General features: G+C 41.6%; 19 protein-coding genes. 4 read left to right on the forward strand and 15 right to left on the reverse strand.

All coding sequences use genetic code 11. The features are described from left to right. Positions 1–2 precede the first annotated feature (2 nt). From nuoM to ndhC, 12 genes are all read right to left on the reverse strand, one after another. Positions 3–1622 (reverse strand): NADH-quinone oxidoreductase subunit M, encoded by a 1620-nt coding sequence (gene nuoM / locus AC1M9I_RS08950; RefSeq protein WP_092766950.1) that lies wholly within the window; start codon positions 1620–1622, stop codon positions 3–5. A 1-nt stretch (position 1623) separates the two neighbouring features. After that, complete coding sequence (nuoL, locus tag AC1M9I_RS08955) at positions 1624–3519, reverse strand: NADH-quinone oxidoreductase subunit L (RefSeq protein ID WP_092766949.1); 1896 nt, start codon at positions 3517–3519, stop codon at positions 1624–1626. Continuing rightward, positions 3516–3824 carry an NADH-quinone oxidoreductase subunit NuoK gene (gene nuoK, locus AC1M9I_RS08960; protein ID WP_004695395.1) on the reverse strand — a complete coding sequence of 103 codons (309 nt, stop codon included), beginning with the start codon at positions 3822–3824 and terminating at the stop codon, positions 3516–3518. Before nuoK ends, nuoL begins: the two co-directional genes overlap by 4 nt. Next, positions 3824–4342: an NADH-quinone oxidoreductase subunit J gene (nuoJ, locus tag AC1M9I_RS08965; RefSeq protein WP_171076777.1), complete on the reverse strand. Its 519-nt coding sequence runs from the start codon at positions 4340–4342 to the stop codon at positions 3824–3826. Before nuoJ ends, nuoK begins: the two co-directional genes overlap by 1 nt. Next, positions 4342–4884, reverse strand: a complete 543-nt coding sequence (gene nuoI / locus AC1M9I_RS08970) for an NADH-quinone oxidoreductase subunit NuoI (RefSeq protein WP_035267267.1) — start codon at positions 4882–4884, stop codon at positions 4342–4344. The genes nuoJ and nuoI overlap by 1 nt, the downstream gene beginning before the upstream one ends. Before the next feature lie 18 nt (positions 4885–4902). Further along, a complete protein-coding gene (gene nuoH, locus AC1M9I_RS08975) occupies positions 4903–5913 on the reverse strand; it encodes an NADH-quinone oxidoreductase subunit NuoH (protein ID WP_481610945.1) in 1011 nt (336 codons plus the stop codon). A gap of 3 nt (positions 5914–5916) precedes the next feature. Continuing rightward, positions 5917–8595, reverse strand: coding sequence for an NADH-quinone oxidoreductase subunit NuoG (gene nuoG, locus AC1M9I_RS08980; protein ID WP_035267264.1), 2679 nt, complete (start codon positions 8593–8595; stop codon positions 5917–5919). An 11-nt stretch (positions 8596–8606) separates the two neighbouring features. Continuing rightward, a complete protein-coding gene (gene nuoF / locus AC1M9I_RS08985) occupies positions 8607–9938 on the reverse strand; it encodes an NADH-quinone oxidoreductase subunit NuoF (protein WP_035267262.1) in 1332 nt (443 codons plus the stop codon). After that, on the reverse strand, positions 9935–10444 hold the full coding sequence (nuoE, locus tag AC1M9I_RS08990; protein WP_035267260.1) for an NADH-quinone oxidoreductase subunit NuoE: 510 nt from the start codon (positions 10442–10444) through the stop codon (positions 9935–9937). Before nuoE ends, nuoF begins: the two co-directional genes overlap by 4 nt. Before the next feature lie 12 nt (positions 10445–10456). Next, positions 10457–12244, reverse strand: coding sequence for an NADH-quinone oxidoreductase subunit C/D (gene nuoC / locus AC1M9I_RS08995; protein WP_035267259.1), 1788 nt, complete (start codon positions 12242–12244; stop codon positions 10457–10459). A gap of 88 nt (positions 12245–12332) precedes the next feature. Continuing rightward, on the reverse strand, positions 12333–13013 hold the full coding sequence (locus AC1M9I_RS09000; RefSeq protein WP_035267257.1) for a NuoB/complex I 20 kDa subunit family protein: 681 nt from the start codon (positions 13011–13013) through the stop codon (positions 12333–12335). A gap of 6 nt (positions 13014–13019) precedes the next feature. Further along, positions 13020–13568, reverse strand: coding sequence for an NADH-quinone oxidoreductase subunit A (ndhC, locus tag AC1M9I_RS09005; RefSeq protein ID WP_035267255.1), 549 nt, complete (start codon positions 13566–13568; stop codon positions 13020–13022). Positions 13569–14037: 469 nt separating this feature from the next. Here ndhC and AC1M9I_RS09010 point away from each other — a divergent pair, with 469 nt between their 5' ends. Then, positions 14038–14394 carry a hypothetical protein gene (locus AC1M9I_RS09010; RefSeq protein WP_035267254.1) on the forward strand — a complete coding sequence of 119 codons (357 nt, stop codon included), beginning with the start codon at positions 14038–14040 and terminating at the stop codon, positions 14392–14394. Positions 14395–14450: 56 nt separating this feature from the next. Here the strand turns inward: AC1M9I_RS09010 and bfmS are convergent, their stop codons facing one another. After that, positions 14451–16100: a sensor histidine kinase BfmS gene (bfmS, locus tag AC1M9I_RS09015; RefSeq protein ID WP_035267252.1), complete on the reverse strand. Its 1650-nt coding sequence runs from the start codon at positions 16098–16100 to the stop codon at positions 14451–14453. Between the two features lie 47 nt (positions 16101–16147). Then, positions 16148–16864: a response regulator transcription factor BfmR gene (gene bfmR, locus AC1M9I_RS09020; protein WP_035267251.1), complete on the reverse strand. Its 717-nt coding sequence runs from the start codon at positions 16862–16864 to the stop codon at positions 16148–16150. A 603-nt stretch (positions 16865–17467) separates the two neighbouring features. On the opposite strand from bfmR, the gene AC1M9I_RS09025 reads away from it, so the two are divergent. The 3 genes from AC1M9I_RS09025 (at position 17468) to AC1M9I_RS09035 (ending at position 22049) form a co-directional block, all read left to right on the forward strand. Continuing rightward, positions 17468–20293: a ribonucleoside-diphosphate reductase subunit alpha gene (locus tag AC1M9I_RS09025; protein WP_481589064.1), complete on the forward strand. Its 2826-nt coding sequence runs from the start codon at positions 17468–17470 to the stop codon at positions 20291–20293. Between the two features lie 194 nt (positions 20294–20487). Next, entirely contained in the window at positions 20488–20619 is a 132-nt protein-coding gene (locus AC1M9I_RS09030) for a YhgE/Pip domain-containing protein (protein ID WP_081403264.1), read from the forward strand. A gap of 146 nt (positions 20620–20765) precedes the next feature. After that, on the forward strand, positions 20766–22049 hold the full coding sequence (locus AC1M9I_RS09035) for a ribonucleotide-diphosphate reductase subunit beta (RefSeq protein ID WP_035267248.1): 1284 nt from the start codon (positions 20766–20768) through the stop codon (positions 22047–22049). 814 nt (positions 22050–22863) lie between these two features. Here AC1M9I_RS09035 and AC1M9I_RS09040 read toward each other — a convergent pair. Next, a partial coding sequence (locus AC1M9I_RS09040; protein WP_481610946.1) for a BapA/Bap/LapF family large adhesin occupies positions 22864–26942 on the reverse strand: 4079 nt, incomplete at its 5' end.

Raw genomic sequence — 26942 nt, forward strand, 5'->3', positions numbered from 1 at the left:
ACTTATTGCATCTCCACATTTTCGAGTTGAGTTGTGGCTTGTTCAACCACTTCAACTACTTCTTGTACTGGAATGTAGCTATTCGCAATCCAAGCCAAACTTGATTCTGAAATATCAAGGAAGCTTTGTGGATACAAACCAAGCCATAACAGACCGAACGCACAAATTAACAAAATACCAAGCTCACGCGCATTAAGATCTTTTAATGGGTTCGCATAGTGTTGTTTTTGCTCTTCGTTTGGCACACCAAATAACGCTTTATGAATCAGGATTAAACCATATAGACCCGCAAATACTAAGCTGATCGCAGCAATAATCGTGAATGTAGGGAATTGAGCAAATGCACCCATCAAGATGAGGAACTCACCAATGAAGTTACCTAAGCCAGGGATACCTACAAGCGCAGCAATAAAGAACATCAAGAAGAATGGTAAATACTGGAATTGACCACGAATACCACCCATCAAGCGTAAATCACGTGTGTGAAGACGCTCATACACTTGACCACACATAATGAATAATGCTGCTGACGATAAACCGTGAGCCAACATCATGACCATCAGACCTTGGAAGGTCAGGATGTTACCTGCGTAGATTGCAAGTAAAACAAAGCCCATGTGTGAAATCGACGTATACGCCAACAAACGTTTCATATCGGTTTGCTGGAAAGCACACCAAGCACCGTAGAAGATACCGATTAAACCGAAAATGATTGCTACATCAGCAAACTGCGCTGAAGCAACTGGGAAGAATGGAATGACGAAACGAAGTAAACCGTAAGCCGCTGTCTTAATTAAGATACCCGCAAGGTCTACAGAACCTGCTGTAGGTGCTTGTGCGTGCGCGTCTGGTAACCAACCATGCAATGGGAAAACAGGAAGTTTGACTGCAAAACCAATAAACAAACAAATCATAAATGCAAAGGCAATTGATGACGTTTGTGGGTTAGCATCCAATGTATTCGCAACAGCGAGTAAATGGTTATAACTGAAGCTGATTGTATCTGTCATCATGAAACCGTAGATCACAAGACCTAAGATACCAATCAACATGATCAGACCAGCCACCTGCGTGTAAATAAAGAATTTAGTCGCAGCGTAAACACGAGATTTACCAGAAGCACCTTTGTGGCCCCAGAGTGCAATCAAGAAGTAGATTGGAACGAGCATCATCTCCCAGAAGAAGAAGAACAAGAACAAATCAACAGCCAAGAATACACCGATCACGCCACCTAAAGACCATAAAAGGTTTAAGTGGAAGAAACCAACGTTCTTCTGAATTTCACCCCAAGAGCAGCCAACCGCCAATACACCTAGTAAAGCAGTTAAACCGACCATTAGAAGTGAAAGACCATCCACCGCTAAGTGGATGTTAATGCCAAGGGTTTGAATCCAAGGTACATAGAACTCTGCAGACCAAGTCGGTACAGTTTCACCAATTTGGTAGCTGTAGGTACCTGATTGCCATAAAGCAACGGTCATGCCCAAAGTAATGAGCATACCCACAAGTGCGATATAACGTGGTAGGTGTTGATCTAATTTATCAACGACCCAACAAATAAAACCAGCAATGAACGGAATGAGGATCAGCGCGGGTAAATACCAGTTATTGATGTTTTCCATCTTATTTCCCCACGATCTGAGTCACGATCAGAATCATGATAATCACCACGATACCGAACGCCATGCTCGATGCGTACTCACGCAAAGAACCTGTTTGACGTGAACTAGTGAAGCTATGACCACCTTTAACAATCGCTGGCAATACAAGCCATACGCCATCAATCGGGTCACGACCAATCATTTTTGCAATAAATAAGTAAGGTTTTACAAACACGAGGTCATATAACGCATCGAAACCAAGCGCATTACGACAGATATTTGCAAGTCCAGCACCCAATGAAGTGCGAGCAAAACCTTGAACTGCTTTATAAGCAAAAGCAAATAAGACAACACCAACCGCTAAACCAGCAAGTGCGATTGCAATAGCGACATATTCTGCACCATGCGCACCAGCTTCTAGCGCTTCAGGAATAACAAATGCAGGGATTTGTGCTGCATCAAGAATACTCATGACTGGCGCTTTAAGTACGATTGCCAAACCTGTAGAAAGGACAGCAAGAATCGCTAAAGGAGCCCAGTAAGTTGCACCTTTGATTTCGTGATATGGCGTTTTCTCTTCGCCAAAGAACACAATCCAAATTAAACGGAAAGTATAGATTGATGTTAAGAATGCACCAGCAACACCGACCCAATACAATGTATTGAATACAGGTAAGCCTGCGATATGGCTTTGTGTCCACACAGCCGCCAAGATTGCATCTTTTGAGAAGAAACCAATCGTTAAGAATGGAATCGCTGCTAAGGCACCGCCACCGATCGCGAAACAAGCAAATAAGAATTTATTACGCTTGAACAAACCACCCATTTTGAAAATGTTTTGTTCGTGATGGTATGCAAGAATCACCGCACCTGATGACAAGAACAACAACGCTTTGAAGAATGCGTGTGTCAACATGTGGAATAGACCAGCTTGGTATGCTTCAGCACCTACAGCCATAAACATATAACCCAACTGACTCATGGTTGAGTAAGCAAGAATACGTTTGATGTCTGTTTGAACCAGTGCAGCAAAACCTGCAACTAATAATGTCACCGCTCCTGTGATTGAGATAAACACCATGACTTCTGGTGCCATTTCAAATACAGAGAACATACGGCAGCATAGGTAAACACCTGCTGTTACCATTGTTGCAGCATGGATTAATGCAGATACTGGTGTAGGACCCGCCATCGCGTCTGCTAACCATGTTTGTAATGGGATTTGCGCAGATTTACCTGCAGCACCCAAGAACAACATTAATGCAGTCCAAATGGTTAACGATGAGCTTTGTGTCATTACCACAGGCGCAGCAGCAACGATTTCAGCAATATTCAATGTTCCAAATTGTTGGAAAATTAAGAACAATGCGATGAGTAAAAAAACGTCACCTATACGTGTCACGGTGAATGCTTTAATTGCAGCAGCACCATTTGCTGGATTTTGGTAGTAATAACCAATCAGCAAGTATGAGCACAAGCCAACACCTTCCCAACCTAAGAATAACAACGCAAGGTTGTCACCCAACACAAGCAATAACATGCTTGCAACGAATAGGTTGAAATAGGAGAAGAAACGTGCAAAGTCTTCTTCACCACGCATATACCATGATGCAAAGATATGAATTAAGAAACCCACACCCGTAATCATGCCAAGCATAAGTAAAGATAAACCATCTAAGTGCAAGCTAATGCCTGGTTCAAAACCACCCACACTGAACCAAGTCCAAAGGTGAGTCACTTGAGATGTTTCACCGCTGTTGATGAAATTCATACCAGCCAATAATGCACATAGTGCAGAAAGACCAACTGAACCCACACCAATAATGGCAGCTACAATTTCAGGAAGCTTATTACGCCCTGCCGCTAAAAGGATAAAACCAATGAGCGGAAATAATATGGTTAATGCTAATAAACTCATCCGCGCATCTCACTAGCAGCATCTACATCCAAATGATGGAAGCGATGATAGAACTGAAGGACGATCGCAAGCCCGATACACGCTTCTGCCGCAGCAAGCGTTAAGATCAAGATAAACATGATCTGACCATCTGGTTGCACCCATGCACTACCAGCGAGGACAAATGCAAGCGCAGCTGCATTCATCATGATCTCAAGGCTCATTAACATAAATAGAAGGTTGCGTCGCACCATTACACCGTAGAAACCGAGTGCAAAAAGAATGGTTGCAACAATCAAACCATGCTCTAAAGGGATATTACCCATTATTCTTTTTCCTCTTCTGCACTTGGTTCACGTTTGCCTAAGTGGAATGCAGCGACTAACGCAGCAAGCAATAACATTGCGGCAACTTCAACCAATAATAAATATTGTGTAAAGAGTGCTTGACCAACTTCTTTAGGGCCTACAACTTCTGTACCCATTAAAGGACCAGAAATGCTGTGCTCTGAAGTCATTGTCCAAACTAAAACCAGACCCATTAAAAAGCTCATCAATGCAGGGTAAGCCCAAGCATCAGATGTTAACCATTTACGTTCTTGTTCAACAGTTTGAGAACCAAGGTTCAACATCATCACAACGAAGACGAAAAGAACCATAATGGCACCAGCGTAAACAATAATCTCAAGCGCACCTGCAAATGGTGCACCAACGATCATGAACATACCAGCAACTGCAAGTAACGAAACGATTAAGCTTAAAAGTGCGTGTACTGGATTCGCATTAGTCACAACACGAACCGTAGAAACGATGGCCACAAGTGCCATCAAATAAAATGGCCACATCATGGTAATAAGCTCCGTACATCGACAGGTGCGCTTTCACGCTGAGCCTGACCTTTGTCTTTACCAGCTACAGCCATACCCGTTACACGGTAGAAGTTATAGTCTGGATATTTACCAGGACCAGAAATGAGCAAGTTTTCTTTCTCATAAACTAAGTCTTGACGAACGTATTCACTGAGTTCGAAATCAGGTGTCATCTGAATAGCAGTTGTAGGACATGCTTCTTCACACATACCACAGAAAATACAACGAGAGAAGTTGATACGGAAAAATTCCGGATACCAACGACCATCTTCTTTTTCAGCTTTCTGTAATGAAATACAGCCAACAGGGCAAGCTACAGCACACAAGTTACAAGCTACACAACGCTCTTCACCATCTGGGTCACGTGTCAATACGATACGGCCACGGAATCGTGGTGGAACGATTTCTTCAGCTTTAACTTCAGGGTATAAAATAGTGTCACGTTTACGTGTTGCGTGGCTAAATACCATCCACAACGAACGTACAATTGACCCAAACCCAGCTAGAATTTTATACATAATGTTCTCCCTGCTGTCCTAGGCCTGATTCATCAGAATCACAGCACCAGTCACCAACAAGTTGACCAACGCTAAAGGCAAACAAATCTTCCAACCAAAGTTCATCACTTGGTCATAACGTGGACGCATTAATGAACCACGTGCCAAGACAAACATCATCACAAAGAATGCTGTTTTCATCATGAACCAAAATGCTGGAGGTAGGAAATCTAGACCAAATGGTGCTAACCAACCACCGAAAAATAAGGTTACGATCAAAGCTGAGATCAGGACAACGTTGACGTATTCCGCAACGAAGAACATCCCCCACTTCATACCACCATATTCGACATGGTAACCTTCCGCCAATTCTTGTTCCGCTTCTGGTTGGTCAAATGGATGACGATGCGTTACCGCAACACCTGCGACCACGAAGATGAGGAAACCTAAGAACTGTGGAATAACAAACCATACATCTTTTTGAGCTTCTACGATTTCACGCATGTTGAATGAGCCTGCAATCGCAACCACACCCATCAAAGAAATACCTAAGAAGACTTCATAAGAAATCGTTTGCGCTGCTGAACGAAGACCACCGAGTAATGCATATTTGTTATTTGATGACCAACCACCAAATAAAACTGCATACACTGCAATACCCGCCATTGCCATAAAGAACAATAGACCGATACTCATGTCTGCAACACCTAAATAAGGTGATACAGGGATAACCATGAACGATAGCACCGCAGTTGCCATCGCAACTGCTGGAGCTAAACGGAAAGTCAATTTATCTGCAAACTTTGGTGTCCAGTCTTCTTTGAACATGATTTTCAGCATGTCGGCAACAATCTGGAACATCCCCCCAGGACCTACACGGTTTGGACCGTAACGGTCTTGCCACAAGCCAAGTAAACGACGCTCAATGAAAGACATCAACGCAGCAATCAAAACTACAACGAGCAAGATCACAATCGCTTGAACTACAGAGTAGGCAATTGGCCAGTTCTCAGCCCAAAGCGGCGTTTGACGGATTAATTCTTGTTCCATGAATTATGCTCCTACCGCGACTGATACAGGCTCAGCTAACGATACCGTTGGCGCGAGACCAATTGGGTAACCAATATAACCTGTAGGTAAATATTCAATGACTTGAACAGGAAGAACGATCGAAGCCTCACCTGCTTTCACAGTAATGTTTTGGCCATCTTTCACATTCAAGCGCGCTGCATCTTGCTCACCCACTGCAAATACCGCTTCTGGAATACGAGACTCCATTGCAGGTGTTTTCACTGTGAATTCACCAGATCCAAAAATATGATGCATTGGAACAAGGCGGAAACTCTCAGCATTTACAAGAACTGGTGCTGGTGCAACGTATGTGCGTGCTGGTAATTTCGCAAGGCGATCAAATAAACGAATACCTGAATCACCACCTTTTAAAGAACCGCCCACTGATTCTTGGAACTTATTCCAAGCTTGTGGCGAGTTCCAACCTGCTGACCATGCAAATGGAACTAACGCTGACGGCGTTTGGTTCCCGACATAACCTTCCATAGAGAATGTTAATGCAGAGTCTTGATCAGTTGGTTGTTTAGGCTCATGGACAGATAACGGCGCACGAAGTGAAGTACGACCAGAGTAACGACGTGGTTCACGTGCCACTTTAAGACCATGGACACGGAATCCTGCATCTGGTGCTACATCTTGAATCGCTTCAAGCGCAGGTACATTCTTGGCAACTGATTCGATGACATCATCAAGCACAGTCCAAGAAATTGCTTTGCCTTTCACGCCAGTTTCAATGGCATGTAACCAACGCCAAGATTCTTTGATCGCAAGTTCTGGTTTGTAGTAACTTGGGTCATATACTTGATAGAAACGTTGTGCACGGCCTTCTTGAGATACCACAGTACCGTCACCTTCAGCAAAGCTCGCTGCAGAAAGAACGATATTCGCTCTTTTCACCGTTTCAGTTTCTGAATGGTCAAGCACGATCACGTCTTTACCAGACAAAGCAGCATCTACTTGCACTGCAGGTAAACGACGATAAAGGTCGTTTTCTACAATCACGACAGTGTCATAGTCTTGTGCAAATGCTTGCTCAAGGCTGTTACCGCCAAAGATTGCTAAGCCCATTGAGTTCACTTCAGGAACAGTCAAAGTTAGACCCGCATTACCCAGATTCTGTGCAACTTGTGCAGCAGCTTCCATAATTGCAGCTTCTTGCAAGCTTGTACCAGAGATAATCAATGGTTTTTTTGCAGCTTTTAAAGTGTCAGCAATGGTTTGAGCAAATGCTTTTGCATCTTCTTCTAAACCGGTAATACTTTCACCTTTCACCGCCGCAGCAACAGCAAAACCTAAACGTGCGATATCATTTGGAGAAGCAACGACTTCACCAGTAGCTACGTCAGATAAACGTGTTTGAGTCGCAGCCAAGATATAAATTGGTGATTTTTCGTCTTGAGCAATACGTTGTACTGGCTCAGCCAACCATTCTTGTGTACGGCGTTCTGCAGCCATTTCTTTGGCTTTGTTTTTCGCAGCTTGACGTACAGACAATGCCATACGTGGTGCAGTTTGAGTTAAATCTTCACCGAGAATTAAGACAGCATCGTAACTTTCAATTTCACGCATACCTGGGTTATATACACCCTCGGTTTGCATAATTGATGCAGCAAGTTCAACCAAGTTTTGCTCTTTTTGAGACATACCTGTTGAATAGTTTGCTTGTCCAACCAATTCACGAAGCGCAAAGTTAGACTCAAGAGATGCGCGTGGAGAACCAATACCCAATACTTTTTTGCCTTGGATTTTCTCAATCACGGTGTCTAACGCTGTATCAACTGAAACAGTCTCTACATTGCTACCTGAACGGAATTGCGGTTGACGTGGACGGTCTTCACGGTTCACATAACCCGTACCGAAACGGCCTTTATCGCACAGGAAGTATTGGTTGACTTCACCGTTAAAACGGTTTTCTACACGGCGTAATTCACCATAACGCTCACCCGGAGAGATGTTACAACCTGAAGAACAGCCTTGGCAGACGCTTGGCGCATACTGCATGTCCCATTTACGGTTATAACGTGCAGAGTGTGTTTTGTCTGTGAATACGCCCGTCGGACATACTTCAGTTAAGTTACCCGAGAACTCAGACTCTAAAGTACCTGATTCTGGACGACCAAAATAAACACGTGAAGCGTTTGCATACACACCGAAGTCTGTACCACCTGCGTAGTCTTTATAGTAACGAACACAACGGTAACATGCGATACAACGGTTCATCTCGTGTGCAATGAACGAACCAAGTTCTTGGTTGTAATGTGTACGTTTCGTGAAACGGTAACGACGACGGTCATGTTGTGTCATCACCGTCATATCTTGAAGGTGACAGTGACCACCTTCCTCACAGACTGGACAGTCATGTGGGTGGTTCGTCATCAAGAATTCAACAATAGATGCACGGAAATCTTTTGCTTCTTTGTCTTCAATCGAGATGTAGGTATTGTCAGCTGCAGGTGTCATACATGACATAACTAAACGACCGCGAGTATCTTCTGGATTCGCGTATTGAGTTACAGCACATTGACGGCAAGAGCCGACAGAACCTAAGGATGGATGCCAACAAAAGTACGGGATATCAATACCCAAAGACAAGCATGCTTGAAGCAAGTTCTCTGAGCCATTGACTTCATACGATTTGCCATCGACATGAATTGTAGCCATAGTCGAATTCCTTAAGCTTGTTCTACGTTGCTAACTTGAGCAGCGGCATTCACCACTTTCGCTTCAAATTCGCCACGGAAATATTTGAGTGCACCCATGAGTGGTTCCATAGCACCAGGAGCGTGAGCACAGAAAGTCTTACCAATCCAAAGCTTACGTGTAAGCTCTTGCAAATGATCGATGTCTTCTTTCTTGCCTGTACCATCTTCAAGTGCTTTAAGCGCTTTCACCGCCCAAGGTAAACCATCACGACATGGTGTACAGAAACCACATGATTCACGCGCAAAGAATTCTTCTAAGTTACGTGTTGCTGAAACCATACATTGAGTTTCATCAACCACCATGAGCAAACACGTACCTAAACGCGAACCTGCTTTCATGATGCTTTCCGCATCCATTGGAAGATCGATGTGTTCAGCTGCTAAAAAGTCAGTTGATGCACCACCTGGTAACCATGCTTTAAGCTTTAAGCCATCACGCATACCACCCGCATGTTCTTCAATCACTTCACGTGCAGTTGTACCGAATGGAAGCTCCCAAAGACCAGGGAATTTCACTTTACCTGATGCACCATAAATTTTAGTGCCTGGATCTTTCGACTTACCTGCAGATAAATTGATATACCACTCAGGACCACGCAGCATAATTGCAGGTAAGTTATTGTAGGTCTCTACGTTGTTCACAATCGTAGGACGACCCCAAGCACCTGCAACTTGTGGGAATGGTGGTTTTGTACGTGGATTTGCACGGCGACCTTCAAGCGAGTTGATCAATGCAGTTTCTTCACCACAGATATAACGACCCGCACCAGTGTGCACATGTAGTTCAAAGTTCCAGCCAGAACCAAGGATGTTTTCACCCAAGTAACCTTTGGCACGAATTTGCTCTAAAGCTTGGTTCAAATACTTCGCAGCTTCGATGTATTCACCACGGATAAAAATATAACCATGGGTTGCTTCAAGTGTATAACCTGCAATTAACATCCCTTCGATCAATTGATGAGGAAGCTTTTCCATCAACAAACGGTCTTTGAATGTACCTGGTTCCATCTCATCGGCATTACAAATCAAGTAACGAGGACCTGAATTGTCATTTGGCGCCATGAGCGACCATTTAATCCCTGCAGGGAAACCAGCACCACCACGACCTTTCACAGTCGCTGCTTTAATGATTTCCAATACATCTTTAGGCGGCATTGTGAGTGCTTTCTTGAAACCCTCATACCCTTCAAGAGATTCATAGTCTTCTACACTATGAACAAATTCTTGCTTGCTCAAACGCCATGTTAATGGGTGAGTTTCTGGGTTACCGTCGCCATAAATCGGTTTTGGTTCAGTATTCATACATACTTCTCCAATAACTGTTTCACTGAAGAAACTTCTACTAGACCGTGAGTATCTTCATTAATCATCAAGGTTGGACCCTTATCACAGTTTCCTAAACAGCAAATCGGGAGCAAAGTAAAACGACCATCAGCAGTCGTTTGACCAAATGAAATCCCGAGTTCGCGTTGGAATGCTTCTGCTAAAGTTTCTGCCCCCATCAAGAAGCAAGCAATAGAATCACAAAGCAAAATTACGTTGCGACCTACTGGCTGGCGGTAAATACGGTTATAGAATGTTGCCACACCTTCCAAATCAGCAAGGCTCATTGACAACATCTGCGCAATCGCATTCATTTGCGCATCATCCACCCAACCATTACGACGTTGAACGCATTTAAGCGCATCTAAACATGCCGCACGTGGGTATGGGTAATGACCAATGTGATGCTCGATTTCGTGGATTTCTTCCGCAGTTAAAATCCCTTCGACATTCACACGTGGCTTTTTATCAGTCAAAATCATCATAATGCGTACCCCTTAGCGATCCACGTCAGCCATTACGACATCAATCGTCGCTAAATAAATGATTAAGTCAGATACAAGACTGCCGTTAATTACAGAAGGAATTTGCTGTAAGTGCGTGAAGGTTGGTGTACGAATACGGGTACGGTAACTCATCGTTGACTTGTCTGAAGTCAAGTAGTAGTTCGATGCACCTTTTACCACTTCCGCCATAACAGATGCTTCACCTGCTGGCATGACAGGACCCCATGACACGCTTAAGAAGTGCGTAATCAAAGTTTCAATGTCTTGTAGTGTCTTATCTTTCGGTGGTGGAACAGCCAATGGGTGATCCGCTTTATAAGGACCAGATGGCATGTTATCCAAGCACTGTTTGATGATTTTTAAAGATTGTTCGATTTCACGGTAGTGAACGATCACACGCGCATATGCATCGCCCTCGTATTCTACAGGCACTTCGAAGTCGTAATTTTCATAACCGCTATATGGACGATATTTACGTACGTCAAAATCAATACCTGTTGCACGTAAACCTGTACCTGTTACACCCCATGCCAATGCAGATTTTGCATCGTATTGCGCAACATTACGGGTACGACCTTCAAATACCGAGTTTTTAAGTGCTGCAGTATGATATTCCTTCAAACGTTTAGGCATCCAATCCAAAATTTCACGGATCAAATGTTGCCAGTTGTTTGGAAGATCGTGTGCAGTACCACCGATACGGAACCATGCTGGGTGCATACGGTAACCCGTGATTGCTTCAATCGCGTCATAGATCTTTTGACGATCGGCGAACATATAGAATACTGGGGTCATACCGCCGGCATCCTGAATCGCTGTACCGATATAAAGCAAGTGGTTATTAATACGGAATAGTTCCGACATCATGACACGAATACATTGCGCACGTTCTGGCACAGTGATCCCTGCCATCTGCTCCACACCCATCACATAAGGCATGTTTTGCGCACAACCACCTAAGTAGTCAACACGGTCAGTATACGGAATGAATGAATGCCAAGTTTGACGTTCAGCCATCTTTTCCACACCACGGTGGTGATAACCGATATCAGGCACACAGTCTTTCACTTCTTCGCCATCTAACTGCAAGATCACACGGAATGCACCATGCGCAGATGGATGGTTAGGACCCAAGTTCAAGAACATGAAGTCTTCATCAGCATTACCGCGTTTTAGACCCCAATCTTCAGGTACAAAACGTAAATGCTCTTGTTCGAAATCTTGTTTCGCTTGGTTCTGACGATAAGGTGTGTATTCAGTCGCACGTGCAGAATATTCTTTACGCAACGGATGACCTTCCCAATACGTTGGCAATAAAATACGACGGAGCATTGGATGCCCTTCGAAGTTAATGCCGAACATATCGTAAGCTTCACGTTCGTACCAGTTGGCATTTGGCCAAATGTTGGTTGCTGTTGGAATATTGAGATCAGACTCATTCAACGCAACTTTAATACGAATATCCGTATTACGCTCTAGTGACAACAAGTGATAGAACACAGTGAAGTCAGACGCAGGTAACCCATCGCGGTGAGTACGTAAACGCTCATCTACCGCTGACAAGTCAAACAACATCACGTAAGGACGTGACACTGTACGCAAGAACATTAATACGTCTTGTACACGTGAGCGCTCAACCCAGACTGTTGGAAAGTCTTCAAAAGTCGTTTGCACGTAGAAATTCTCACCAAACTTGGTTTTGAGCTCTTCTACAATTGCAAATGCTGGGCGTGAATCAACTGGAGTTGATTCTGGCATAGCAATGTCAGTTTCAGCCATTGGCTTGGCTTCCTATTTAATACAAATTCATTCAACCAAAACGACAATTACACCCAAGCGGGTGCATCAATATTATTTGCCGTTAAGATTATTTAATTTCATCCATAGAGCGTAAGTGTTTTACTGCAATACGTTCAGCATTCTTACGGTCACGTTCAGGCTGCATCTTTGGCTTATAAACTGGCTTAAGATCATCACCGATCACCGCAGAAAGCGGACGACGCTCTAATTGAATTTGGTCTTGCAATAACATCAACGCTTGGATTAATGCTTCAGGACGCGGTGGGCAACCTGGAATATACACATCCACTGGAATGATTTTATCGACACCTTGTACAACCGAGTAAATGTCATACATACCGCCAGAGTTTGCGCATGCACCCATTGAGATCACCCATTTAGGTTCTAACATTTGCTCATAAAGGCGTTGAATTACAGGTGCCATCTTGACGAAGCATGTACCCGCAACAATCATCAAGTCCGCTTGACGTGGTGAAGCACGAATTACTTCGGCACCAAAACGTGACAAGTCATGCACGCCTGTTAAAGTCGTTGCATACTCTACGTAGCAGCAAGATGTACCAAAGTTGAACGGCCAAACTGAGTTTTTACGACCCCAGTTTACTGCTGTATGCGCCAAATCCTCTAAACGAGTCATGAACACATTCTTATTCACTTCTTCTTGTAGAAGCGGATCTTCTACAACGATACGCTCTTGAAGTGGATACTGATCAGCATCCGGATTCGCACGGGTTAATGTATATTTCATCCCGTATTACTCCTTATCAGATGATGTAGTCGTTGGCGAAGCTTTTACACGACCAGATGATTGCGCTGGAATTTGACCTGTAGGGTCAACCACCAACTCCTCAATTGAGTTGAAGCGAGTAATTTCTGCGAGATCCATATTTGGCGAACCAATTTTAGGTTTAATCCCTGCTGCTTTACGCTTATCAGATGGCGCCCAATTTAATGCACCAGTAGACAACTCATAAATCAAGCCAACGAGTAAAACTAAAATAAATACAGCTGCTGCTGCAAAACCGATCCAACCCACTTCACGAACTGACGCAGCCCATGCATAGAGATAGAGCGCTTCTAAGTCAAACACAACGAAGAAGATTGCAACCAAATAGAATTTTGCAGATAGACGAATTCGTGCTCCACCAGCACTAACTACGCCTGACTCGAACTGCTCTTGCTTAGCACGTCCCCACGATTTACCCCCTAGGAGTAGCGGGACAGTGAGCATAAAGACGCATAAAAATGTAACGCCGATCACGAAGGCAATTATTGCCCAATCGTATGGAGTAATGGCACTCATGCGGGGATAACTCCTGGCAGGCCTATTTATTAACAAAGAATGTATGTATTGGCCTTCAAATACACCAAACACAAAATTAATCCCGCCAATTGTACCTGATTTATGATTTCTGTTGCTAGCCAATCCCTCTAAGTCTTTAGGATGAATTTTGCCCTTTTTCCAGATTTCATGGTGATTAAAGTCAATAAAACCTTATTTAATCGTAGAAAGTTATTAAGGTGATACAACTGATTATTTTTTCCGAATAATCATTCAAAAAATTCAAGAGGCGTCAATCCAGACACTATCACTTTTTTAGTTTTACCATTCGTGTTAGGTCAGCTTTTTTTGCACCAATATGGCTCAATTATTTTTGATTTATTCTATTTTAAAAGTTTTAAATTTTAATTGCTTACAATGTTTTAATTAACTTTATACAAATCGTGCTGATTTTCGTTATATGCTCAATTAAATAATAAGGAGAAGATCTATGAGTCTAGAATTCACACACAAACCTAACTATTTTTTATTTGCTCAGTTGATCGTCCATCATTTAGACAGCTATATCAAAAAACATCCTGATGCAACGAATGCTATTTTTGATTTACGCGATATTTATCAAATTTTCCGCCAAGACCTCGCCTCTACAACCACTAATCTTGATGCTATTCTCAACATCGCAGATGAATATACAGTTGAGACCATTCACGGCGATCAAAAACTGATAAGCAATTATCATGTTGATGCAACCAATAACAGTTTACTGATCGATTTCAATGCCGATGCCTTAAATGCACTTAAGGAAGGAAAACGCATTATTGAACCCAATGCCAATAATTATCAATAAAAGGCAATAAAAATTATAAGAAAAGCGCTTAATCGCGCTTTTTTTTAATTCTCGCTTTACTCTGACGTTTGACTGGTTTGAACAATCTTCTTCTTTTTAAATCTTTTGGCTGGCCACTGCATGGTGAATCGTGCACCACCCATTTTAGGACTTTGATCTACTTGAATCGTACCGCCAAACCAATAAGCGATTCGACTTACAATAGACAAGCCTAAACCATATCCACCTGAAGCACGTGTACGACTATCATCCAAGCGAGCAAAAGCTTCAAACACTCGCTTACGATCCTCTTCTGGAATCCCCGGACCATCATCTTCAACTGAAATATACGCCATTCCCTGAGCATCAATTCCACCAGTGATCAGCACTGTATCATCGCAGTATCGGATCGCATTTCCGACTAAGTTTTGTACTACACGATGCAAATAACGGCGTTCCGCATCCACCACCAAAGCTTGTGATGGCAAGTGTAATTGAATATTTTTATTGGTTTTTAATGCTTTAGTTTCAATAGCGACTTGCTCAAGCACTTCGTATAGTCGAATTTCCTTAAAATCAATAGAGGGCATGCCTTGCTCAAGTTTAGCATAGGTCATAATTTCATCAATGAGCGTGTTTAAAGCCTCAATGTCTTTATCAATCATTTCTACTTGTTGCTGACGATACTCATAATCCTCTTCATCAACCAACATTTCCATACCAAAGCGAATACGTGCGACTGGCGTTCGCAGCTCATGTGATACAGCTCTCATTAACTCTCGCTGAGCTTCGATCAAACGCTGTATATGATCTGACATACTGTTATAGCTGGCTGCCAAATGTGCTAACTCATCATATCCTTCGACAGGAACGCGAACGGACATATCCCCTTTTTGCATAACATTTAAGGCTGAGTTAACTTGCTTCAACTTGCGTTGCATTGGGACAATCAGACCATACACACCAAGCGACAAAATAAACATACTCAGCAAAGTAATCCCTGCCGCCAATTGGAATGGCATCCAATTGAACATTGGCACTGGTCCCATCACCAAGACATCACCAGACGAATTCGTCATTGGAGAAATGACAGAAATCGTAGTACCACGAATGCTAGCGCTATCCTGATACAGGATAACCCCTTGATCCGCACGTAAACGACCAATTTGCTCGGAATCTAAATTGAGATCAGACAGATTTTGAATGCTTAAATCATAAGAAAAGTGTTGCTTAATTTTTGCAAGATATTCCCTTTCCTGCCCTGGATAATAAACCAAGTATTCCCATACAAAGATTGGCAAGGCCTTCATTTGACGCTCACCGATATTATCCACTTTCACATAAAGTAAATGCTCAGGGTCATCTATTAAACCAATAATGACATAAGCAATACTTTCTTTGGCGTCATACCGCACCACTGCTTTGCGCTTTTCTAAACGGTATTTTTCGGTGCGTGAAAGTTCGACTTTATCAGATTCTAGATAATAGATTGGAAGTTCGAGCAAATCAGATGCATCTGATATCCAATCCATTCTTTGTTGCATGGTTTGTTGTCTTGAAACACCCTCACTGATGACGTACGAAATCCCATCAGTCAATGACTCACGGTATTCCTGCGCGCGTTGATAGTTGATGATTTGCACAAGCAAATAACCAAATATGGCAACCAGCACCACCAAAATGACGAGACCTGCGTAGATGCGCAGGAATATACTGTGTTTAGACACTAAGGTATGACCTTCTGAGGAGTGAGGGCATTACCGCGGGGATGTGATTACATCCCGTTGGTTTCTTTAACGAATAAATATCCTTTACTACGCACTGTTTTAATACGTTTAGGATTCTCAGGATCATCACCAATTTTTGGACGGATACGAGAAATACGAACATCAATTGAGCGGTCTTGACCATCATATTCAATACCACGTAGACGCTCAAAAATGTCTTCACGTGAAAGGATACGACCAGCATTAGATGCCAACAACCATAATAAGTCATATTCTGCACTTGTGAAATCTACAAGCTCACCGTTTAAGGTTACAGAACGACCACCATTATCAATCACTAAATCATCAAATTCGATACGTTGAGCAACTTCATCCTCTGGTGTTTTGTCTGTACGACGAAGCAAAGCACGAATACGCGCTAATAGAACGCGTGGCTGAACTGGTTTCGCAACATAATCGTCTGCACCCATTTCAAGACCCAATACTTGATCCATGTCTTCAGTACGAGCAGTCAACATTAAAATCGGTTGATGATAATGTGGACGAACCTCACGACATACAGTGAGACCATCAGCACCAGGAAGCATAACATCCAGCACCACCATATCCGGTTGCTCTGCGATAATACGACGGATTGCACGATTACCGTCTGGTTCTACCCCAACTTCTAATCCATTACGAATTAAATACTCTTGCGTTAAACGCGCAAGACGCTCGTCATCTTCAACGATCAAAATCTTTGGTAACTTTTCTTCTTGGCTCATAGAATGCCCCTATATTGTTACGATATCTGCTGATTAAACTTCACAGATTTACATCGATATGTTTTGCAATATACACACGTTTACATTGTAAACAAGAGCCTGTTCACGAAACTGATACACGAGCGTAGTCTTTTGTTATCTTTTTATTAACTATTGATAAATAGATAGTTTTGCCAAGTCGATCAATATTTTCAATCAACTTTAAACTTTCAAACACAAATCAATTTGATGATATTTTAAACAAAATATTTCAAAAAAATTATTTTCGAGAAGCAATATGCACTTTCAGAGTTATCCACAAACTTATCTATAAGCACTCTAAAAAGTCTCTGTTATGCTTAGCACCCTGTGACGCTGACTACATAACAAAAATGGCGGAACATGGAAAAAGTTAGGGAAATTTGAGTGTTAAACTCAGAAAAAAAATTATCAAAATGTCAATATTGATCTACCCTGAAATTTACCGTATCTTGTGTCTTAATTTACATTAAACCACTAAGTCTTGTGTTTACCCTCAAATATCGCGATAGCTCATTTTTTGAGTTTGTATCCGATTCAAATGGTCCATAAGCATAAAAATGATGAGAATGGAGCGACGCTGAAATGAGCGCTAATACAACCCCTGGTCAACTTCAAGTGATTAAACGCACTGGTGATGTTGCCACTTTTGATGCAGATAAAATCTCTGTAGCAATTGGTAAAGCATTTTTGGCTGTTGAAGGTCAACCAAGTGCAGATTCGAGCAGAATTCATGATCGTATTACTCAGCTGACTGAGATGGTGATGAATACATTTAAGCGTCGTTTACCTTCTGGTGGCACGATTCATATTGAAGAAATTCAAGATCAAGTTGAATTAGCTTTAATGCGCACAGGTGAACAAAAAGTAGCGCGTGCATACGTGATCTATCGTGAACAACGTGCTGAAGCGCGTAAAGAGTTAGGTGCTCATCATCACCCTACTCTTCAGATCACAGGTCAAAATGGTCAGCTCCAACCATTAGATTTGAGTCGTTTACAAGCGAAGATTGAAAAAGCTAGCGAAGGCTTAGAAGGCATTGATGTTCAAGCAATCATCGATGAAACTGTAAAAAACCTATACAACGGTGTTAAAGCATCAGACATCTCTACAACGATGATGATGGCGACACGTACACGTATTGAACAAGAACCAAACTATACGTATGTCACTGCACGTTTGTTGCGTGACAACTTAGTTGCAACAGGTCTTGAGTTTCTTGGTCTATCTAAAGACACGCTTGAAAATGATGCGCTTGAAACCTTCTTGAAAAAAGGTGTTGAGCTAGAGCTGCTTTCTCCAGAATTATTAAATTTTGATCTTGTAAAATTAGCGGCTGCGATTAAACCAGAACGCTCTAATCAATTTACATATTTAGGTCTTCAAACATTATTTGACCGTTACTTCATCCACTCTGATGGCGTACGCTTCGAATTACCACAATTATTCTTCATGCGTGTTTCTATGGGCTTGTCGCTCAATGAAGACAACCGTGAAGATCGTGCAATCGAATTCTATAACTTACTTTCTAGCTTCGATTACATGGCATCTACGCCAACCCTATTTAACTCAGGTACATTACGTCCTCAATTATCAAGCTGTTATTTAACAACGATTGATGACGACTTGTTCGATATTTATGGCGCTATGCGTGATAACGCAATGTTGTCTAAATGGGCAGGCGGTTTAGGTAATGACTGGACACCAGTTCGTGCCTTGAACTCATACATCAAAGGTACTAACGGTAAATCGCAAGGTGTTGTTCCATTCCTTAAAGTAGCGAACGATACAGCAGTTGCAGTTAACCAAGGTGGTAAGCGTAAAGGTGCGGTATGTGCTTATCTCGAGACTTGGCACTTGGATATCGAAGAATTCCTAGAGCTTCGTAAAAACACGGGTGATGACCGCCGTCGTACACACGATATGAACACTGCAAACTGGGTTCCAGATTTGTTCATGCAACGTGTATTTGAAGATGCTGAATGGACACTCTTCACCCCGTCTGAAACACCAGATCTTCACGATTTAACGGGTGCTGAATTCGCAGAACGTTATGCTTACTACGAAAGCATTGCGAAAGAAACAGACATGCTGCATAAGAAAGTCCGTGCGAAAGACTTATGGCGCAAAATGTTATCAATGTTATTTGAAACAGGTCACCCGTGGATCACATTCAAAGACGTATGTAACTTACGTTCACCGCAACAACACGTAGGTGTGGTGCACTCTTCTAACTTGTGTACTGAAATTACGTTGAACACAAGCAAGGATGAAATTGCGGTATGTAACTTGGGTTCAATCAACCTTGTTCAACACGTTCAAGGTGGTCAATTAGACCGTGAGAAACTTGCTCGCACGATTAAAACTGCAGTTCGTATGCTCGATAACGTCATCGACATTAACTACTATGCAGTACCACAAGCGCGTAATTCAAACTTGAAACACCGTCCAGTGGGTATGGGTATCATGGGCTTCCAAGATGCACTATACGAAATGAAGATCGCTTACGGTTCTGATGCAGCGGTTGAGTTTGCAGATGAGTCTATGGAAGTGATTTCTTACTACGCGATTCAAACTTCAAGCGATTTGGCGGTTGAACGTGGTACGTATGAAACATTTAAAGGTTCATTGTGGGATCAAGGTATTTTACCAATTGACTCTCTTGAGCTCGTTGCGAAATCTCGCCCAGAACGTATGTTTGAAGTCGATCGCACACAACGTTTGGATTGGGACACGTTACGTGCCAAAGTCCAAAAAGATGGTATGCGTAACTCGAACGTGATGGCAATTGCACCAACTGCAACCATTTCAAATATTTGTGGTGTATCTCAATCTATTGAGCCAACATTCCAAAACTTATATGTGAAATCGAACTTGTCTGGTGAGTTCACTGTCATCAACCCTTACCTCGTTCGTGCATTAAAAGAACGTGGTCTTTGGGATTCTGTGATGGTCAATGACCTGAAACATTTCGAAGGTTCAGTACAAAAAATTGCGCGTATTCCTGAAGAGTTAAAAGCAATTTTCGCGACAGCATTTGAAGTTGAAGCACGCTGGATTGTTGATGCTGCATCACGTCGTCAAAAATGGATCGACCAAGCACAATCTCTTAACCTTTACATCTCTGGTGCAAACGGTAAGAAATTGGACATCACGTATAAGATGGCATGGTTACGTGGTCTTAAGACGACTTATTACCTTCGTGCATTAGGTGCGACATCTGCTGAGAAATCTACGATTAACACAGGTGCATTAAACGCAGTTAAACCTGCGACAGTTGCAGCACCAGTAGCAGCAGTTGCTCAAGAAGCTAAACCTGAAGCAGCAGCGTCAGAAGAAGGCTTCGAACAAGCAGCGCCAGTGCCAATGGCATGTTCAATTGACAACCCTGATTGTGAGGCTTGTCAATAATGAATAGTGTTAATCCTGATTTAGTTTTAGGTATATTGTCTATAGTTTTAGGTTTTTCAACGATTGTTGTTCCTATCGTTATAGCTATCATTATTGCAATGAAAAACTAAAACACTCTAAAAGGTTGGTATTAATTATCAACCTTTTAGGCTTATCAGAATTAACACTAATTCATCTACAAAAAGGATTCCATCATGCCACATATGACCCATAACTATATGTTAGGACTTGCGGTATTGATCTTTGCCTTTATTTTCTTCTACACGCCGATGGTCTATGCCTTTTTAGCCATTCGCAAACAACAGAAGCGTAAGCAAAATAAGTAGTGCGGAAATTCAATCTACTCAAACGAACAAATTGAGTACATTCATCGGCAAAACTTAATTTTGCTTACACAATATAAGCGTATAGTAGGATGTCTCACGTTGAGATGTCTGAATAAAAAGATATAAGCAACGTAGAGAGAATTGATATGTCTATCCTCAGTTGGGACGATTTCGAAGATGATGAACCGAAACAAACTGCACAAGCACAGCAGTCTGCGCCCATCGAACCGCAAAAAGCGCCTAATCCACAAGTGGTATCTGATGCACGCAACGAACCGACGCGTGTGGCAGCTGCACAACCCGCTCGAACCAGTTCAAACGGAACAACAAATTCAGCCGATCCGTTGGCAAGAGCATCTAACGCCTTAGAACATTTGGACGTTGCTCCAGGTCTTGAAGAGTTAGAAATGGGCGCTCAACGTGTTCAAGTTGATGATAAAGCAATGATCAACTGTCGCGCTGACTTGAACCAACTTGTACCATTCAAATACGAATGGGCTTGGCAAAAATATCTAGATGGTTGTGCAAACCACTGGATGCCACAAGAAGTTAACATGAACCACGATATCGCACTTTGGAAGTCAGAGGATGGCTTAACTGAAGATGAGCGTACCATCGTGATGCGTTCTTTAGGCTTCTTCTCTACTGCCGATTCGTTGGTTGCAAATAATTTGGTTCTTGCGATTTACCGACACATTACTAACCCTGAATGCCGTCAGTACATCTTGCGTCAATCATTTGAAGAAGCGATTCACACGCATGCTTACCAATACTGCATCGAATCTTTAGGTATGGATGAAGGCGAAGTCTTCAACATGTACCGCGAAGTTCCATCAGTTGCGCGTAAAGCGGCATGGGGCTTGAAGTACACTCAAGAATTAAGTGATCCAACATTCAAAACAGGCACACCTGAAACAGATCAAATCTTGCTTCGCAACTTGATCGCATTCTACTGTGTTCTTGAAGGTATTTTCTTCTACTGTGGTTTCTCTCAAATCTTGTCAATGGGTCGTCGTAACAAGATGAATGGTGTTGCTGAGCAATTCCAGTACATCTTACGTGATGAGTCAATGCACTTGAACTTTGGTATCGATATGATTAACCAAATCAAGATTGAGAACCCACATTTGTGGACTGCTGAGTTCCAAGAAGAAATCATTCAAATGATTCTTGAAGGTACGATGCTTGAAATCGAATATGCACGTGACACAATGCCACGCGGTGTATTGGGTATGAATGCTGCAATGATGGAAGAATACTTGAAGTTCATCGCAAACCGTCGTTTAGCTCAATTAGGTTTACCTGAGCAATTTGCTGGTGTGAACAATCCATTCCAGTGGATGTCAGAAATGATGGACTTACGTAAAGAGAAGAACTTCTTCGAAACTCGCGTAACAGACTATCAAACTGGTGGTGCGTTAAGCTGGTAATAGATCAAGCTATTGTATCTAAAAATAAAAGAGCCTTATATGGCTCTTTTATTTTTTAGACTCAAGTAGGTTTAGTAAGCTACAAGAATAAAAAAATAAAATAGCAGGGTTAAGTTTTCAGATTAAAATTTTCATATTCACATGTGTATTTAAGCATCAAAATCAATCAAAGTTAAAGAACTGAGTTTTAACCAATTTAAGAATATCGAATTATGCAAGCACTCCTTTAAATCCAATGTGAATAATGAGTAATGAGCGGATTATTCTTCAAACTCAGGCAAAATGATCTCTATAACCTAATTCTGCAACACATATCGAGTTATAAACTTAGACATTACTACTACCCCATACTAGCCACCTGAAAACACAAATAAAAATGAGCAAGGTTAACTTTTTTAACGGAGCGAGTGTTTATTTCTATATTCTATTTAATAACGTTCAAAAAACAGGTCTAAATATAGAGATGAAAATCTCTTTGGAGTAGGAATTTAATTTTTTTAATCATTACCATTTTTTATTATCAATAAATCCTAAACAACATTTTTTTATGATTAAGTCTACCCCTGATGACTAACACATAAAGCTCTATAAAATGGTGCTTGGATATGATTTTTTTGTTGCAATCGCGTCTCCATAATGAATTTTATTTTATTAGAATATTTTTCAAATGACGAAATAACAAATAAATTTTTTGTTCTTCAAAAATTAATTTATTCAAATTATTAGAATTTTATTTTTTTCATACCAATTACTTTTGATTTCACATTTTTAAAAATAAAAAGAGGTCTCGAAAGACCTCTTTTCATTTGTTTAATTAAATTTGATTATATTTTAACAGATCATCGATCGCATAAAGACTGCTATCTGTATTTTGCAGAACAATAAGCTCAGTTGGGTTATATTTCGTTTTAGCCCCATCAGTATCAACACTAATCACCGTATTTGCACCATCTTGTTTGATCGTTACAAATTCACCAATGTTAGACGATGTAACATTCTGATCTTTTAATAAAGCAGAAATATCAACTCGATCACCTTCAGCTTGATTAAAGTCAGTCCAAATATCTGGACTTTCGGTATGTTGAGCTTGATTGAGCACATCATAAAGGACTGTATCTGCGCCTTCACCAAGAGTAAAAGTATCGATTGAAGCAGATGCTTGTACGGTATCTGCCTCATCACTTCCAGTTAACGTCATCGAAACATTAATTTCAAGTGTTGCAGATTGTGATGTTCCCGCTTTAGAAACTGTTGTATAGGTGAATGTTTCAAGACCTCCACTTAAACCTGATGGTTGATACTCATAGGTGCCATCTTTGAACATAGTAAGGACACCGTGCTTACCTTGAACTGTGAACTCTTGACCACCTTTAGCTGGATCATTTACATAAAGCTCTTTAGATCCAATTTTCAGAATATCAATTTGGTCGATAGCTGTATCATTTTCAAATAAATCACCCTCAAGCAATGGTGTATCAGTTGGAGTAATATTATTGACCATTATTCCAGTAATTGATGCACTAGATACATTCACTGAATTAAATGTACCACTCGTTGTGTTAATTGAAATAACATAATCACCTGCATCGAGCACTTTGCCATCATCTAAAATAATTTCTGAGGCATAAGTCGTTGATGTCGAAGGATTCAATATTGTTCCAGCTGGCCATGTAATACTAACATTTCCGGTATAAACTTGTTCAAGCACTTGCTGTTCAACGCCGTTGACAAGCTGAGTAGTCACCTTATTAATCACAACACTCATTGAAGGATTATCATTAGTTAAAGTACGAGTGATATTCCCTTGGAGATCTAAGCTACTAATATAAGATCCTTCTTCAACTTTAAATTCTAATGTACGACTTGCAGATCCAATAATTCCAGATTCTACAGATTCATTGAGCGTTGAATAGTTTGCCGCTTGAACGTCTACAACTTCTGCATCGTTAGCTACTGTATTGGTATCAATCTTAATATTGAGAACTTCAATGTAAGTTGTACCATCTGCTCGTTCCACTACAACCTCAAAACGATCAATCTCACCATATGGTGGAGTCCAACCCACTGTGCTTTGTGGAACTGTAACATTGTAGGTATAAGTACCGTCAGTATTAATATTGAGTGAGCCATATTGACCCTGTACAACTAAAGCTTCACCTTCAACCACATCAGTGTTATTTACCAATATTAATTTATCTGTCGTAATCGGAGTCGCATCACCTTGAACTGATCCAGTTATCGTTTCTGGGTTTGCATAATCGTAAATATTGACATCTGTAACTTGAGCTGAAGCTCCTCCAATTACGTTTACACCACTAGTTTGCTTGATAATACCAACGTAAGTACCCTCACCAAAACTCAATGTTACCGGGGTTGAAACACCACCGCCAATGAGCACTTGAACAAAATTTGGAATTTCGTGTACTTGAACCAACTGTTCAGTATTCTCATCTAAACGATAGATAACCAAACTAAATGTTGAAAGTAGCGTTACCCCGCCCGCGGAACCAGTAAAGGTCATTTCTTGGAAAGTACCGTCTTCAACAGTAAAGTCCATGACACCTTCCGTACCAATTACACTTGCAGACAACACATCACCAGCAATACCTAGATCAAGTAAATTCAATGCGACTGCATTTGAAATACCTAATGCTTCGCCTGTGGTTTCAGTTAAATCAGGAGTAACATCAAGTAATACTGTATTATCAATGATGGCATTTTCATCTGTGGCAACACGCACTAATTCAATATTTAATTCAGCTGTGCGTTTTTCACCATTTGGTGCCGTTACCTCATATACAAAACGATCAACTTCACCGTAATCTCTAAATAATGGATCTACTGTATATGTATATTGTCCATTTTCAGAGATAGTTAAAGTGCCATACTCCCCTTTAATTGTTGCAATACCATCTGTAAATTGATTAATGGTATTTTCACCATGAGTAACTCCACTGATTTTACTACCCTCTGGGACGACATCTGTACCATTTTGATAATCCTGATCCGTAATCACATTACCGTTTATTGTTCCTGTCACAGCTTCTGGATTATTAAAATCACGTACAGCATCTGATTCAAATCTTAATGTATACCCCGTAACAGCTGACAACCCTTGGCCGTTACCTAATACAATGAGCCACTCTCCTTCATCTAAAGAACGACTTATCGTTTCTGACACACCACCTAATACAACGAGATACCAATTATCAATTTTTTCTTTTAATTCATATTCACCAGTTGACTCATTTAACTTATACATAAATAAGTTCATCGTCCCTACTGTAACACCACCAGCATCAGCATAGAAACTAATATCTCTTTCGGTGCCTTCTTCGACTGAAAGGGAAACTGAAGAGCTAAATACGCTTTCAAGCACACTTGCATTTAACACTGGACCTAAGCCAACAGAACCCACCGTAAATCCTGTTGAGTTAAGCTCTGTTGGTGTTTCATTAACATCTACAGTCGGTGTGATATCCAATACCAATTGCACATCATTATTCGCTGTTGCAAATGGCTCAGGTACCTCAATATCTACGAGATCATCTATTCTTTCTTGCAATAGAGCTTTTGCAGCTTCAATCGCGTCTGAAGTTTGATCAATATTGTCTAATGCTTGTTGTGCAAGAGTTTTTGCTGCCTGAGCAGCTTCTAGGGACTCTTGCAATCTATCAGCCTCTGCCTGTGTTACAGTACCGTCTTGCAAGGCGTCAGCTAAATCCTCTTCAGCCGTTGTATAAGCTTCTTCAGCACTTTCTATTAAAGCTTCGACCCCCGCTAGTAAAGTATCAATATCATCAGAAATATCATTTTCATTTTGATCATTTACTGTTGGTAAAGTGATATCAACCAGATCATTTAAACGACCTTGTAGCGCATCTTTTTCTGCTTGTACTGCCTCAGGTAACGCTGTCACTTTTGTTTGTGCTTCTGTTTTCGCAGCAAGTGCATCATCACGTGCTTGAGTCAGTGCAGTAAGTTCTGTTGGGGTGATGAGGCCATTGGCATTTGCATCGATCAGTGCTTGTTCTGCCGCAGCATATGCTGCTTCTGCTGCCTCTACTGCTGCTTCGGCATCTGCCAATACTTGTTCGTACTCATCTGCTACGCCATCTTCGTTTTCATCATTTACTGTTGGTAAGGTGATGTCGACTAGATCATCTAAGCGTGCATCCAGTGCGTCTTTGTCTGCTCCTTCTGGAAGTGCATCAACTTTCGATTGTGCATCTTCTTTAGCAGCAAGCGCATCATCACGTGCTTGAGTCAGCTCAGCAAGTTCTGTTGGCGTGATTAAACCATCTGATTCGGCATCTGCTAGTGCTTGCTCTGCCTCAGCATATGCTGCTTCAGCCGCCTCTACTGCCTCTGTCGCTTCTTCAAGTGCTGCAACTGCATCATCCACACCATCTTCGTTTTCATCATTTACTGCTGGTAAGGTGATGTCGACTAGATCATCTAAGCGTGCATCCAGCGCGTCTTTGTCTGCTCCTTCTGGAAGTGCATCAACTTTCGCTTGTGCATCTTCTTTAGCAGTAAACGCATCATCACGTGCTTGAGTCAGCTCAGCAAGTTCTGTTGGCGTGATTAAACCATCTGATTCGGCATCTGCTAGTGCTTGCTCTGCCTCAGCATATGCTGCTTCAGCCGCCTCTACTGCCTCTGTCGCTTCTTCAAGTGCTGCAACTGCATCATCCACACCATCTTCGTTTTCATCATTTACTGCTGGTAAGGTGATGTCGACTAGATCATTTAAACGACCTTGTAGCGCATCTTTTTCTGCTTGTACTGCCTCAGGTAACGCTGTCACTTTTGTTTGTGCTTCTGTTTTCGCAGCAAGTGCATCATCACGTGCTTGAGTCAGTGCAGTAAGTTCTGTTGGGGTGATGAGGC

This window comes from Acinetobacter sp. ANC_7553 (assembly GCF_056779895.1).